The following is a 12,983-nucleotide window of genomic DNA, read 5'->3' as shown; positions in this document are numbered from 1 at the left end:
TCCGCCGGCGGTGCCGGCTGCGCCGGTGCCGGTGGCGGCGTCGCCAGGCCGGGCAGCGCCGGCGCGGTCAGCAGGCCGATCAGGCGGCGGGCCCGGCCCGGGCGATCACGCGGCGCGGCGGCCCCGGCGCGGGGGAGGATCATGCGGTCATCCTTCTGGGATCGTCCGGGCTGGCCTGGCCCGGCCGGCCGACCGGATCATCCGGCATGGCGTGGCTGTAACCATGCCGTATTACGCAATGATCAATGGCGCGGCGCCGGGCCAGGTGGTTTCCAGCCCAAGCGCCGGCGCGCTAGGCTTGGCGCCATGGACGAGATCGACCGGAACCTGACCGTCGCCCTGCAGTTGGATGGCAGCGCGGGGCTGGCGGAACTGGCCAAGGTCGCCGGCCTGTCCGTCTCCGCCACGGCCGAGCGGGTGAAGCGGCTGGAGGAACGCGGCGTCATCCGCGGCTGGCGCGCCGATCTCGACCCCGCCCAGGCCGGCTGCCCGCTGCTGGTGCATGTGCTGGCCGCCGTCGCCCCGGGGCGGGAGGATGCCGGCTTCCGCAAGGCGATGCGGCGGCAGGAGGCGGTGCTGGAATGCCATGCCGTCACCGGCGCCTGGACCTATCTGCTGAAGCTGCGGCTGCCGGACCTGCCGGCGCTGGACACCTTCTTGAACGAGGAATTGCGCTGCCTGCCGGGCGTGCAGCGGGTGGAGGTGATCCTGGCCATCGCCACGGTGAAGGAAACCTCCATCCTGCCCGTCGCCCCGGCCGACCCCGAGGAATAGCGCGCCGCATCCGGCCGCGCCGGTCCGTCCGGCGATGCCGCCCCGCCGGCTGCGGCTGGCGGTCCCGCGCCGGGCCGGGCGGGGGGCGGGCTGCCATGGCGCCGCGCCGGCGCGGACCGACTGCTTCCCGCCGCCGCGCCGCATCGCGCATCTGCCTCGGGATCGGGCAGGGCCGGGCGAGCGGCCCGCAACCGCCACGCCCGCGTGCCTGGAAGCGGCATGGCCGGACTGCTAGAGCGGAGCATGGCGCGCCGTGACCGGGCCGGGAGCGTGATGCCGCTGCCGCCCGCATGGGCATCGGCGGATCGCATCCGGGCCTGGGAGCGATCCGCGGCCGCGTCCGGGAAACCGCACGAACGGGAGGCGAGGATGGGACGGAGCGTTCGGGCGGCGCGGGGCGCCTTGCTGTTGGCATGGGCGTCCCTGGCCGGGGCGCTGCCGCCGGCCGGCGGCGCGGCGGCGCAGAGCCTGACCATGGCGGTGGGCGCGCCGGTCACCTCGCTGGATCCCCACTACCACCAATTGTCGCCCAACACCGCCGTGGCGCAGATGGTGTTCGACGGGCTGACCGGCACCGATGCCCGCGCCCGCGTCGTCCCCGGCCTGGCCGAGGGCTGGACGGCGGTGGACGAGACCACCTGGGAGTTCCGGCTGCGCCGCGGCGTGCGCTTCCACAACGGCAGCGCCCTGACCGCCGCGGACGTGGCCTTCACCTTCCAGCGCGTCCCGAACGTGCCGAACTCGCCCTCCTCCTACGCCATCTACACCCGCCCGATCCGGGAGGTGCAGATCGTCGACGACCACACCCTGCGGCTGCGCACCGCCGCGCCCTGGCCGCTGCTGCCGACCGACTTGGCCAATGTGATGATCCTGGACCAGGAGACGCATGCGGCGGCGACGACGGAAGGCTTCAATGCGGGCGCCATGGCGGTGGGCACGGGTCCCTTCCGCATGGTCACCCACCGCAATGGCGAGCGGATCGAGTTCGAGCGCAACGACGCCTATTGGGGCGACCGGCCGCACTGGCAGCGCGTGGCCTACCGCATGGTCACCAACGATGCCGCCCGCACGGCCGCGCTGCTGGCCGGCGATGTCGAGGTGATCGACCAGGTGCCGACCAGCGACCTGGCGAAATTGCGCGGCGACCAGCGCCTGACGCTGGCCGAGGTGACGGGGCTGCGGCTGATCTTCCTCGGCCTCGACCATGCGCGGACCGACGCCTCGCCCTTCGTCACGGACAATGACGGCAAGCCGCTGCCGCGCAACCCGCTGAAGGATGCGCGGGTGCGGCGCGCCCTCTCGCTCGCCATCGATCGCGGCGCCATCACCGAACGGGTGATGGAAGGCGCCGCCATCCCGGCCGGGCAGTTCCTGCCCGAGGGCAGCTTCGGCTGGGTGCCGGACCTGCCGGTGCCGCGGGCGGAGGCCGAGGCGGCGAAGCGCCTGCTGGCCGAGGCCGGCTTCCCGCAGGGCTTCCGCATCACCCTGCACGGGCCGAACGACCGCTACCCGAACGATGCCCGCATCATCCAGGCGATCGGCCAGATGTGGACGCGCGCCGGGATCCGCACCACGGTCGAGGCATCGCCCTGGACGACCTTCGTCGCCCGCGCCGGCCGGCAGGACCTGTCCGCCTTCCTGATCGGCTGGGGGTCGAGTTCGGGCGAGGCGTCGAACCCGCTGCGCAACCTCGTCGCCGGCTTCGACCGGGACAAGGGCTATGGCGCGTCCAACCGCGGCCGCTACGCCAACCCGGAGCTGGACCGGGTGGTGGAGACGGCGATGCGCACGCTGGACGATGCGCGGCGGGAGGCGCTGCTGCAGCAGGCGACCCGCATCGCCTTCGAGGATGTGGCGATCATCCCGCTGCACATCCAGAAGAATGCCTGGGCGATGCGCCGCGGGCTGGCGATCGATGCCCGGGCCGACGAGCTGACCCGGGCGCAGGATGTCCGCCCGGCCGCCGCCGGCGCCGTGCGATGACGGTCTTCCTGCTGCGGCGGCTGCTGCAGGCGGCGGGCGTGGTGCTGGCCATGTCGCTGCTGGTCTTCCTGGGCGTCTACGCCATCGGCGACCCGGTCGAGATCCTGATCAGCCCCGAGGCCGACCAGCAGGAGCGGGAGCGGGCGGTGCGCGCCCTCGGGCTCGACCTGCCGATCTGGCGGCAATACCTGGTCTTCCTGGGCAATGCGCTGCAGGGCGACCTGGGCCGCAGCTTCGTCTTCAACGAGCCGGCGCTGCGGCTGATCCTGGACCGGATGCCGGCGACGCTGGAACTGGCGATCGGCGCGACGGTCGCGGCGCTGGTGATCGGCCTGCCGCTCGGCCTCTATGCCGGGCTGCGGCCGAACGCGCCGCTCGCGAAGGGCATCATGGCGGGCAGCATCCTCGGCTTCTCGCTGCCGACCTTCTGGGTCGGGCTGATGCTCATCATGGTGTTCGCGGTGCAGCTCGGCTGGCTGCCCAGCACCGGCCGCGGCGAGACGGTGACGGTGCTGGGCATGCGCTGGAGCTTCCTGACCGGCGACGGCATCGCCCACATGATCATGCCGGCCATCAACCTGTCCCTGTTCAAGATCAGCCTGGTGATCCGCCTGACCCGCGCCGGGGTGCGGGAGGCGATGCTGATGGACTACGTGAAATTCGCCCGCGCCAAGGGGCTGAGCCCGGCGCGCATCACCCTGGTGCATGTCTTCAAGAACATCCTGATCCCGGTCGTGACGGTGGTGGGGCTGGAATTCGGCGGGACCATCGCCTTTTCCGTGGTGACGGAAAGCGTCTTCGCCTGGCCGGGGATGGGCAAGCTGATCATCGACAGCATCAACGTGCTCGACCGGCCGGTGATGGTGGCCTACCTGATGGTCATCGTGCTGATGTTCGTGACCATCAACCTGGTGGTCGACATCACCTATTCCCTGCTCGATCCGCGCGTCCGGCTGGAGGGCAAGGCATGAGCAGCACCACGGCCGGTCCGGCTGCCGCGCCGCGGGTGGAGACGCCCTTCGCCCGCTTCGTCTCGGAATTCGCCGCCTCCCGCCTCGCGCTCGGCGGGCTGCTGGTTTTCGCCGTCATCGCCGCCGTGGCGGTGCTGGCGCCCTGGATCGCGCCGCAGGATCCCTACGACCTCGCCCAGCTCGACATCATGGACGGGCGGCTGGAACCGGGCGCGGTCGGCGCCACCGGCATCCTCCACTGGCTCGGCACGGACGACCAGGGGCGGGACATGCTGGCCGCCATCATGTACGGGCTGCGCACCTCCCTGCTGGTCGGCGCCGGCTCGGCCATCATCGCCTGCGCGGTCGGCGCCTCGCTCGGCATGCTCGCGGCCTATGCCGGCGGGCGGACCGACAGCGCCATCATGCGGGTGGTGGACCTGCAGCTCTCCTTCCCGGCGATCCTCGCGGCGCTGATGATCCTCGCCTTCCTCGGCAAGGGCGTGCTGAACGTGGTCATCGCCATCGTCGTCGTCGAATGGGCCTATTACGCCCGGACGGTGCGCGGCACGGCGCTGGTCGAGCGAAGGCGCGAGTATATCGAGGCGGCGCAGTGCCTCGCCCTGCCGACGCACCGCATCATCTTCCGCCACCTGCTGCCGAACTGCCTGCCGCCGCTGATCGTCGTCGGCACCATGCAGATCGCCCGCGCCATCGCGCTGGAGGCGACGCTGTCCTTCCTCGGCCTCGGCGTGCCGATCACCGAGCCCTCGCTCGGCCTGCTGATCTCGAACGGCTACGAATACATGCTCAGCGGGAAGTACTGGATCAGCTTCTATCCCGGCGTGGCGCTGCTGGTTACCATCGTCGCCATCAACCTGGTCGGCGACCAGTTGCGGGACGTGCTGAACCCGAGGCTGAAGCGGTGAGCCCCCCGACGCTCGAGGTCCGCAACCTGCGGACGCATTTCTTCACCCGCGCCGGCGTGGTGAAGGCGGTCGACGACGTCTCCTTCACCGTCGCCCGCGGCAAGGTGCTGGGCTTGGTGGGGGAGAGCGGGTCGGGCAAGACCGTGACCGGCTTCTCCATCCTTGGCCTGGTGGATGCGCCGGGGCGGATCGCCGGCGGGCGGATCCTGTTCCAGGGCCAGGACCTGGTCGGGCTGCCCGATGCGGCCATGCGCAGGCTGCGCGGCAACCGCATCGCGATGATCTTCCAGGACCCGATGATGACGCTGAACCCGGTCCTGCGCATCGACACGCAGATGATCGAGACGGTGCAGGCGCATCAGAAGGTGAGCCGGGAGGAGGCGCGGCAGCGCGCCCGCGACGCGCTGGGCCAGGTGGGCATCCCCAGCCCGGACGAGCGTCTGCGCGCCTACCCGCACCAGTTCTCCGGCGGCATGCGCCAGCGGGTCGCCATCGCCATCGCCCTGCTGCACAAGCCGGACCTGATCGTGGCCGATGAACCCACCACCGCGCTCGACGTGACGATCCAGGGGCAGATCCTGGCGGAGGCGCAGAAGCTCTGCGCGCAGTCGGGCACGGCGCTGATCTGGATCACGCATGACCTCTCGGTGGTCGCGGGCCTCGCCGACGACATCGCGGTGATGTATGCCGGCAAGGTGGTGGAGCAGGGGCCGGTGGAGCAGGTGCTGGACGCGCCGCTGCATCCCTACACCCTCGGCCTGATCGGCAGCGTGCCCAGCCGCAACCGACGGGGGGAGCCGCTGCGGCAGATCCCCGGCATGACGCCCTCCATGCTCAACCTGCCGGCCGGCTGCGCCTTCCGCGCCCGCTGCCCGCGCGCCGAGGCACGCTGCGCCGAGCCGCCGCCGATGGCCGAGCATGCGCCGGGGCGCCTCGCGCGCTGCATCCACCCGCATGGCGAGGCGCTGGCGGCATGAGCGTCCTGCCGGAGGCGCGCCGATGAGCGACCTGATGGACCCGCCGCGCGCCGCGGCGCAGGCCGCCGCGCCGATCATCGAATTGCGCGGCCTGTCGAAGCGCTTCGCCTCCAGGCTCGACATCGCCGCCCGGCTGGCGAAGCGGCTGGGCGCCCGGGTGCGGGAGGATGCGGTGCATGCCGTCGACGGCGTGGACCTGTCCATCCGCAAGGGGGAGGTGGTCGGGCTGGTCGGCGAGAGCGGCTGCGGCAAGTCCACGCTCGGCCGCATGGTCGCCGGCATCCTGCCGCCCAGCGAGGGCACGGTGCTGTGGCGCGGCCAGGATCTGCGCGGCCTGTCGGGCGCCGCGTCGCGCGAGGCCAAGCTGCGGACGCAGATGATCTTCCAGGATCCCTATGCCTCGCTCAACCCGCGGCTGAAGGTGCAGGAGATCGTCGGCGAGGCGCCGCTGGTGCATGGGCTGGTCACCCGCGCCGGGGTCGACAGCTATGTGGACGACCAGCTCCGCCGCGCCGGGCTCGATCCCACCCTGAAGAAGCGCTACCCGCACCAGTTCAGCGGCGGCCAGCGGCAGCGCATCGGCATTGCCCGGGCGCTGGCGGTGCAGCCCGATTTCCTGGTCTGCGACGAGGCGGTGGCGGCGCTCGACGTCTCCATCCAGGCGCAGATCCTGAATCTCTTCATGAAGCTGCGGATGGAGCTGGACCTCACCTACCTCTTCATCTCGCACGACCTCGGCGTGGTCGAGCACCTGAGCGACCGGGTGGTGATCATGTATCTCGGCCGGGCGGTGGAGGAGGCGCCGGCGGAGGAGGTGTTCCGCCATCCCAACCACCCCTATACCCGCGCGCTGCTGGCGGAGGTGCCGCGGATCGAGGCGCGCAAGCGCGCCTTCGCCGGGGTGAAGGGGGAGATCCCGTCGCCGCTGGCCCCGCCTTCCGGCTGCCATTTCCATCCGCGCTGCCCGCTGGCCTTCGACCGCTGCCGGGCGGAGCGGCCGGCGCTGCGGGAGGTCGCGCCCGGCCATCGCAGCGCCTGCCACCTGAACGAGGCGACGTGATGCGCTGGCTGGTCGTATTGCTGCTGCTGGCCGGCTGTGCCGGCGGCGGGGTCAGCGGCCCCTATGTCGGCGGCGCCGCGGGCGGCACGCTGCGCGAGGATGCGCGGCTGCGATGAGATGGCTGCTGGTGGTGCTGGCGCTGGCGGCCTGCACGCGGCCGATGCCGGTGGCCGACCCGGTGCCGTCGCCCCCCAGGGTGGGCATCGGCGGCGACCTGCGCGGCTATTGGGGCGTGGTGCGCTGACCCGGGACGTCCAAGGGCCCTACGGCCCCTGGCCGGGGGAGCGCGAGGGGGACGGCGTCCCCCTCGCATCCGCGGCTGCCAGGAAGGCCGCCGCCCCCAGCACCGCGAGCCCCGTCAGCAGCCAGGGCACCGGCCCGTAGCCGCCGGCGCCTTCCCAGATCAGCGCGATCAGCACCGGCGCGGCGGTGCGTGGCAGCACCGTGGCGACGCTGAGCGCGCCGGTGATGGCGCCATAGCCCTCCCGCCCCAGGATCTCCGCCGTGCCGGCGGCGCGGACGATGGTCATCAGCCCGTCCGCCACCGCCCAGCACAGCGCGTAGAGCACCAGCCAGCCGAGGTCGGGCGGCGCCAGCGCCAGGACCAGCATGCCGAAGGGCGTCAGCGCGGTGGCCAGGCGGCCGACGCCGCGCATGGTGACGCGGCGGCCGAGCGAGAACAGCGCCAGCCGGGCCGCCACCTGGAAGGGCCCGTGCAGCGCGACCACCAGCAGCACGGTGGCTTCCGGCAGGCCGCGTTCGCGCAGCAGCGGGATGGCATGGGCGCCGAGGCCGATGCCGATGAAGGCATGCGCGGCGAAGCAGGCGGCGAGGCCGAGGAAGGCCGGCCGCCGCACCGCCGCGCGCAGGTCGAAGGGCGCGCGGGCGGCGCCGGGCGGGCGCGGCGGCGGCTGCGGCAGCAGCCAGAGCGCCAGCAGGCCGGGGATGACCTGCATCGCCGCCAGCGCCAGCAGCGCGTCGCGCCAGCCCAGCCAGGCGATCAAGGCGGCGCCGAGCGGGACGAAGACCGTGCCGGTGAAGCCGGTGACGAAGGTGATGCCGGCGATGGTGCGGTTCGGGTCGCGGGCGGTGGCGACCACCACCGCCATGGCCGGCCCCCAGAGCGCCGCCGCCTGCGCCAGGCCCATGACCGCCCAGATGCCCCAGTAGAGCGCGAGGCTGGTCGTGCAGGCCCAGGCCGCCAGCAGCGCGGCGCCGAGCCAGGCGCCCCAGGCGAGGATGCGCCGCCCGCCATGCCGGTCCACATGCTGCCCCACCGGCACGGCGGCGAGGCCCGAGACCAGCAGCGCCAGGGTCAGCCCGGCATTGATCTCGGTCCGCGTCCAGCCGAGCTCCGCCTCCATCGGCGCGCCGAACAGCGGGAAGACCGAGAACAGCGTGCCCCAGCCGATCGCCTGGCCGATGGCGATGCAGACCAGCAGGCGGGTGTCGGCGGCGCGGCTCACGGCGGCCGTCAGACGGTGAATTGTTCCGCGATGATCCGCTCGGAGAGGCCGTGGTCGGGGTCGAAGAGCAGGGTGAGGGACACGCTGCGGTCCTCCCGCACCTCGACGCGGCGGACGTCGCGCACCTCCGTGTAGTCGGCGACGGCGGCGACGGGGCGCTTGCCCGCTTCCAGGATCTCGAACACCACCTCGGCCTCCCCCGGCAGCAGGGCGCCGCGCCAGCGGCGGGGGCGGAAGGCGGAGATCGGCGTCAGCGGCATCAGGTTGGCGCCCAGCGGCACGATCGGGCCATGGGCCGAGAGGTTGTAGGCGGTGCTGCCGGCCGGCGTCGCCACCAGCACGCCGTCGCAGATCAGTTCCGGCAGGCGGACCTTGCCGTCCACCAGGATGCGCACCTTGGCGGCCTGCCGCGTCTCCCGCAGCAGGGACACCTCGTTGATCGCCAGCGCCTCGGCGACGCCGCCGATCTCGGTGCTGGCGCGCATGCGCAGCGGGTGCAGCACGGCGGCCTGGGCGGCGGCTAGCCGTTCCTCCAGCGCGTCCTCGCGGAACTCGTTCATCAGGAAGCCGACGCTGCCGCAATTCATCCCGTAGACCGGGATGTTGTGGCCCAGCCAGCGATGCTGCGTCTCCAGCATGCAGCCATCGCCGCCGAGCGAGACGATGGCGGCGGCCTCTTCCGTCGGCACCTCGCCGTAGCGGGCGACCAGCCGGCCGCGGGCCGCGCGCGCCACGTCGGTCGCGGCGGCGTGGAAGGCGATGCGGCCGCGGAAATCGGTGGCGTCCAGCGCGGTGGGCTGCGGGAAGGGGACCGGCGCAGGGGCGTCGTTCACGGCGCGGCGGGCCGCGCGTCGCGGTCGAAATCCACGCGCCGCGCGTCGCGGTGCTGCAGGACGGGCATGTCGCGCCGGACGCGCGCGGTCACCGCCGGGTCGATGCGCGCGGTGGCCCAGCCGGTGCCGTCCGACACCTTGGCGACCACATGCCCCCAGGGGTCGGCGACCAGCGAATGGCCGTAGACGGAGCGCGCGGCGCCGCGCTCCTCGTACTGCCCCCAGGACGCGGCGGCGAGGATCCAGCACTGGCTCTCGATCGCGCGGGCGCGCAGCAGCACCTCCCAGTGGTCCTTGCCGGTCTGCAGGGTGAAGTTGGAGGGGACGAAGATCGCCTCCGCCCCCAGCCGGCGAAGCGCCAGGTATTCCTCGGCGAAGCGGATGTCGTAGCAGATGCTGCAGCCGAAGGTGATGCCGCCGGCCTCGAAGGTCACCAGCCGGTCGCCGGCGCCATAGAGCGCGCTCTCGCGATAGCCGGTGCCGTCCGGGCCGGTGATGTCGAAGAGATGGATCTTGCGGTAGCGGGCGATCTCCGTCCCGGCGGGGTCGAAGACCACGGTGGTGTTGAACAACTTGTCGCCGCCGGCCTCGATCATCGAGCCGCCATGGACATGGATGCCATGCGCCCGCGCCAGACCCCGCAGCAGCTCATAGGCCGGGCCGCCGGGCTCGCCGGAGCCCTCGGGCGGCAGCACCTCGGCGGCGGTCATGCGGCTGTCCCGCCCACCGCCCAGGTTGGTCCAGGTCTCCGGCAGGGTGACCAGGCCGGGCCGGTCGGCCGCCACCGCCGCCTCGATCAGGCAACGCGCCTGGTCGAGATTCGCCGCCTTGTTGCTGCCCTGGTTCATCTGGATGACGCTGACGCGCATCGCTGCCCCTCCGCCCCGGCGGGGCATGAAGCCGGTTCGGTGGGGCGGGCACAAGGGGCGCCCAAGCGCCTCTCGCTGCCGCCCGCCCCGGAGCGGTTGCCGTTCGCCATGGCGCACGGCAGCCGCCCTGGTCATCTGATCCTACGAGCATCTTCACCCGACCGGGTGAGGCCACCTGATCGGGATCTGCTCCGGTGTCCTGCCCACGAAGTTCGCAGCCACTGGCTGCGGACGCAGCGGACCAGCAGGCCACTGAAGACAAAGGCTGGTGGCCCGGACCGAAGGACGCCACCCGTGGCGGCGAACTTCGGATTGGCGACACTAGCGCCCCGGCCAGTCGATCCGCGGCTCCGACCGGCCGCGGCCGCCTTCCGGCCAGGCGGCCGGCGGCGGCACGGGGGGCGAGACCCGCGGCGAGTCCTCCATGGTCCGGCCGCGCTGCGGCACGTCCACCCAGTCATCCGCCGCCGCCCGCCGCGGCGCGCCCGACAGGTGCAGCGACAGGCTGCGGATTTCCGCCTGCACCTCGTCCAGCTGCGCCTCGATGCTGTCGAGCCTGCCCTTCAGCCCGAAGACGCTGAAGGGCATCAGCAGATAGGCCAGGCCGGCCAGCAGCAGCAGCAGCAGGGCGACCAGGCCGGTCCAGTCCGGCAGGCCGGGGATCGCGAGCCTCGCGGCAAGCTCCTGCAACTGGGCCATGGGCGGGGCACCTCCTGCGCGGGGCCCGGCGGGCCCGAAAGGGATCAGCCGCCGGTCACGCTCATGTGCCGCCCGACGGAGGGGCGGTTATGCCGCCGGTCGATGATGAAGTCATGGCCCTTCGGCTTGCGGGCGATGGCGGCGCGGATCGCGTCCTGCAGGGCGGCGTCGTCCACCGACGGGTCGCGCAGCAGGGCGCGGAAATCCGCCGCGTCGTCCTGGCCCAGGCACATGTACAGCGTTCCGGTGCAGGTGAGCCGCACCCGGTTGCAGCTTTCGCAGAAATTATGGGTCATCGGCGTGATGAAGCCGATCCGCCGCCCGGTCTCCTTCACCGTGTAGTAGCGGGCGGGGCCGCCGGTGCGGTAGTCCGTCTCCTGCAGCGTCCAGTGCTCCCGCAGGCGGGAGCGGACGAGCGACAACGGCAGGTACTGGTCGGTGCGGTCGCCGCCGATCTCGCCCATCGGCATGGTCTCGATCAGGCAGAGGTCGAAGCCGTGCTCGCCGCACCAGGCCAGCATGCGGTCGTACTCGCCCTCGTTCACGCCCTTCAGCGCCACGGCGTTGATCTTGATGGCGAGGCCGGCGGCCTTGGCGGCGAAGATGCCGTCCAGCGTCCTGCCGATGTCGCCCCAGCGGGTCACCGCCTTGAAGGCGGCGGGGTCCAGCGTGTCCAGCGAGACATTGATCCGCCGGACGCCGGCGGCGTGGAGATCCCCGGCCAGGTGGGTCAGCTGGGTGCCGTTGGTGGTGACCGTCAGTTCCTTCAGGCCGCCGGCGCCGATCCGGGCGCCCAGGCTGCGGAACAGGGCGATGACGTTCTTCCGCACCAGCGGCTCCCCGCCGGTCAGGCGGATCTTCTCGACGCCCAGCCCGATGAAGGCGCCGCAGAGCCGGTCGAGTTCCTCCAGCGTCAGCACCTCCCGCTTCGGCAGGAAGGTCATGTCCTCCGCCATGCAGTAGACGCAGCGCAGGTCGCAGCGGTCGGTCACGGAGACGCGGAGATAGGAGATCCGTCGGCCGAACGGATCGATCATGGACGGCATTCCCGGAGGATCTGTGTTGACGATTGCGCAGCATTTGGTCCGCAACCCCCGGGCGCCGCAAGCCCCCCGGCCCGGGCGCCCGGCGCGGGTCTGCCCCGCGCCGCTCAGCCCTCCTCCTCCGGCACCGTCTCCAGCGCCACCAGGGCGGCGTTGATCAGCAGCTTGCCGGCATGCTCGAAATTCACGGTGACGCGGTCGCCGACCACCGACTGAACCTGGCCGATGCCCCAGTCGGGCCGGTCCGGGTGGCGCACGCGCATCCCGGGTTCGATGAGGCTGGTCACGCTATCCCCTTGTGCTACTGGTGGTTGAAACCGATCCTAAACGCTTCTGACACTACAGCGAGGCGACGCGGACGGGGCGGGGTCGGGACCAGGGCCCGCCGCCGCCCGCCCGCGCAGCCGGGGCCGGGTCGCGCCAGCCTGCGTGCCGGGCGGCATGCCGCGGCGGCATCCCCGAAGGGTTCCCCCGCGGGGGTACCCGGGGGGCGTGCCCCGCGGCGATGGCCGCGCGGCCGCTGATCCGCCCCGGTCCCCCACCCGGCTCCTCTCCCCGGGGGGCCCGACAGGACCCGGCCGATGCGCATGGACACCCAGCTTGCCCGCCTGCTTGCCGCCCGGCTCTGCCATGACCTGGGGGGCGTGACGGGCACGCTCACCGGCACGCTCGACCTCGTGCAGGGGCCGCAGGACGAGATGCTCGGCCTGGCGCAGGAGGCGGCGGCGGGGCTGCGGGACCGGCTGCGGCTCTATGCCGCGGCCTGGGGCGGCACCACCGGCGATGCCGAGGCGGCGGCGCTGGCAAGGCTGCTCGAAGCCTCGCCCGCCTCGCCGCGGGTGCGCTTCGACCTCGGCCCGCTGAGCCCCGGGCGGGCGCTGCCGGCCGTGCTGGTGCCGGTGCTGCTGAATGCCGGCCTGCTGGCGGCCGAGGCGCTGCCGCGCGGCGGCCTGGTCATGCTCTCCGGCGGGGCGGAGGACGGGATCGAGGTGCGGCCGGAGGGGCGGGATGCCGCCTGGCCGGCCGGCCTGCAGGCGCTGCTGCGCGGCGGCACCCTGCCGGTCGCGCTGCAGGAAGGCCCGCGGCGCGTGGTGGCGCCCTTCCTGCTGCTGCTGGCGGCCGAGGCCGGCTGGACCGTGTCGCTGGCGCAGGGCACGGGGGAGGGCGCGGCGCCCCTGCTGCTCGCCCCCGGCTGACCCGCGGCGCCGGCACCGCATCGACGCCGGCCCTGCGCCGGCCTTCCGCCCCTGGCGCCGCCGGATCGGGGCGCGCGCGACGGCGGCGCCTGACCCTGCCCGATGATCGATCGCCCCGGCCGGTGCGCGCGCGGATGCGCGCGGGTGACCGCGGGCGCCGCCACCGGCCGCGACGGTCCACCATCGGGGGCCGGGTGCGGCCCG

14 protein-coding genes are annotated in these 12,983 nt (G+C 73.1%); 8 read left to right on the top strand and 6 right to left on the bottom strand.

The window, feature by feature from the left end:
• The first annotated feature begins 306 nt into the window (after window positions 1–306).
• The 7 genes from E2C05_RS21930 to E2C05_RS35185 all read left to right on the top strand — a co-directional run bounded on the left by E2C05_RS21930 (window position 307) and on the right by E2C05_RS35185 (window position 6,917).
• Complete coding sequence (locus E2C05_RS21930) at window positions 307–774, top strand: Lrp/AsnC family transcriptional regulator (protein WP_133221782.1); 468 nt, start codon at window positions 307–309, stop codon at window positions 772–774.
• Window positions 775–1,143: 369 nt separating this feature from the next.
• On the top strand, window positions 1,144–2,757 hold the full coding sequence (locus E2C05_RS21925) for an ABC transporter substrate-binding protein (protein ID WP_133221781.1): 1,614 nt from the start codon (window positions 1,144–1,146) through the stop codon (window positions 2,755–2,757).
• A complete protein-coding gene (locus E2C05_RS21920) occupies window positions 2,754–3,728 on the top strand; it encodes an ABC transporter permease (RefSeq protein WP_133221780.1) in 975 nt (324 codons plus the stop codon). Before E2C05_RS21925 ends, E2C05_RS21920 begins: the two co-directional genes overlap by 4 nt.
• Window positions 3,725–4,636: an ABC transporter permease gene (locus tag E2C05_RS21915; RefSeq protein ID WP_133221779.1), complete on the top strand. Its 912-nt coding sequence runs from the start codon at window positions 3,725–3,727 to the stop codon at window positions 4,634–4,636. The genes E2C05_RS21920 and E2C05_RS21915 overlap by 4 nt, the downstream gene beginning before the upstream one ends.
• The gene (locus tag E2C05_RS21910) at window positions 4,633–5,613 is read left to right on the top strand and encodes an ABC transporter ATP-binding protein (protein ID WP_133221778.1); all 981 of its coding nucleotides are present in this window, start codon (window positions 4,633–4,635) and stop codon (window positions 5,611–5,613) included. The genes E2C05_RS21915 and E2C05_RS21910 overlap by 4 nt, the downstream gene beginning before the upstream one ends.
• 22 nt (window positions 5,614–5,635) lie before the next feature.
• Window positions 5,636–6,673: an ABC transporter ATP-binding protein gene (locus tag E2C05_RS21905; protein WP_133221777.1), complete on the top strand. Its 1,038-nt coding sequence runs from the start codon at window positions 5,636–5,638 to the stop codon at window positions 6,671–6,673.
• A 112-nt stretch (window positions 6,674–6,785) separates the two neighbouring features.
• The gene (locus E2C05_RS35185) at window positions 6,786–6,917 is read left to right on the top strand and encodes a hypothetical protein (protein ID WP_274607319.1); all 132 of its coding nucleotides are present in this window, start codon (window positions 6,786–6,788) and stop codon (window positions 6,915–6,917) included.
• A gap of 19 nt (window positions 6,918–6,936) precedes the next feature.
• Here E2C05_RS35185 and E2C05_RS21900 read toward each other — a convergent pair whose 3' ends face one another.
• The 6 genes from E2C05_RS21900 to E2C05_RS21875 all read right to left on the bottom strand — a co-directional run bounded on the left by E2C05_RS21900 (window position 6,937) and on the right by E2C05_RS21875 (window position 11,870).
• Window positions 6,937–8,139: an MFS transporter gene (locus E2C05_RS21900; RefSeq protein ID WP_158292294.1), complete on the bottom strand. Its 1,203-nt coding sequence runs from the start codon at window positions 8,137–8,139 to the stop codon at window positions 6,937–6,939.
• Window positions 8,140–8,147: 8 nt separating this feature from the next.
• Entirely contained in the window at window positions 8,148–8,927 is a 780-nt protein-coding gene (locus E2C05_RS21895) for an NAD kinase (RefSeq protein WP_133221784.1), read from the bottom strand.
• Between the two features lie 41 nt (window positions 8,928–8,968).
• The gene (locus E2C05_RS21890) at window positions 8,969–9,841 is read right to left on the bottom strand and encodes a carbon-nitrogen hydrolase family protein (RefSeq protein ID WP_133221775.1); all 873 of its coding nucleotides are present in this window, start codon (window positions 9,839–9,841) and stop codon (window positions 8,969–8,971) included.
• 321 nt (window positions 9,842–10,162) lie between these two features.
• Window positions 10,163–10,540, bottom strand: a complete 378-nt coding sequence (locus tag E2C05_RS21885) for a hypothetical protein (protein WP_133221774.1) — start codon at window positions 10,538–10,540, stop codon at window positions 10,163–10,165.
• A 44-nt stretch (window positions 10,541–10,584) separates the two neighbouring features.
• Entirely contained in the window at window positions 10,585–11,577 is a 993-nt protein-coding gene (gene moaA, locus E2C05_RS21880) for a GTP 3',8-cyclase MoaA (RefSeq protein ID WP_133221773.1), read from the bottom strand.
• Between the two features lie 113 nt (window positions 11,578–11,690).
• Entirely contained in the window at window positions 11,691–11,870 is a 180-nt protein-coding gene (locus E2C05_RS21875; protein ID WP_192912502.1) for a DUF3553 domain-containing protein, read from the bottom strand.
• Between the two features lie 294 nt (window positions 11,871–12,164).
• Here E2C05_RS21875 and E2C05_RS21870 point away from each other — a divergent pair, with 294 nt between their 5' ends.
• A complete protein-coding gene (locus tag E2C05_RS21870) occupies window positions 12,165–12,779 on the top strand; it encodes a histidine phosphotransferase family protein (RefSeq protein WP_133221772.1) in 615 nt (204 codons plus the stop codon).
• The last annotated feature ends 204 nt before the right edge of the window (window positions 12,780–12,983 follow it).

Source organism: Paracraurococcus ruber (assembly GCF_004353985.1).
In the GTDB taxonomy this organism is placed as follows: domain Bacteria; phylum Pseudomonadota; class Alphaproteobacteria; order Acetobacterales; family Acetobacteraceae; genus Paracraurococcus; species Paracraurococcus ruber.
The sequence above is the reverse complement of the archived record's forward strand: the minus strand, read 5'-3'. Positions and strand labels throughout refer to the sequence as shown.

Coding starts and splice junctions, on each gene's coding strand:
- E2C05_RS21885 (WP_133221774.1), bottom strand. CDS start 10,540: ATGGCCCAGTTGCAGGAGCTTGCCGCGAGGCTCGCGATCCCCGGCCTG.
- moaA (WP_133221773.1), bottom strand. CDS start 11,577: ATGATCGATCCGTTCGGCCGACGGATCTCCTATCTCCGCGTCTCCGTG.
- E2C05_RS21925 (WP_133221781.1), top strand. CDS start 1,144: ATGGGACGGAGCGTTCGGGCGGCGCGGGGCGCCTTGCTGTTGGCATGG.
- E2C05_RS21915 (WP_133221779.1), top strand. CDS start 3,725: ATGAGCAGCACCACGGCCGGTCCGGCTGCCGCGCCGCGGGTGGAGACG.
- E2C05_RS21920 (WP_133221780.1), top strand. CDS start 2,754: ATGACGGTCTTCCTGCTGCGGCGGCTGCTGCAGGCGGCGGGCGTGGTG.
- E2C05_RS21905 (WP_133221777.1), top strand. CDS start 5,636: ATGAGCGACCTGATGGACCCGCCGCGCGCCGCGGCGCAGGCCGCCGCG.
- E2C05_RS35185 (WP_274607319.1), top strand. CDS start 6,786: ATGAGATGGCTGCTGGTGGTGCTGGCGCTGGCGGCCTGCACGCGGCCG.
- E2C05_RS21870 (WP_133221772.1), top strand. CDS start 12,165: ATGCGCATGGACACCCAGCTTGCCCGCCTGCTTGCCGCCCGGCTCTGC.
- E2C05_RS21890 (WP_133221775.1), bottom strand. CDS start 9,841: ATGCGCGTCAGCGTCATCCAGATGAACCAGGGCAGCAACAAGGCGGCG.
- E2C05_RS21930 (WP_133221782.1), top strand. CDS start 307: ATGGACGAGATCGACCGGAACCTGACCGTCGCCCTGCAGTTGGATGGC.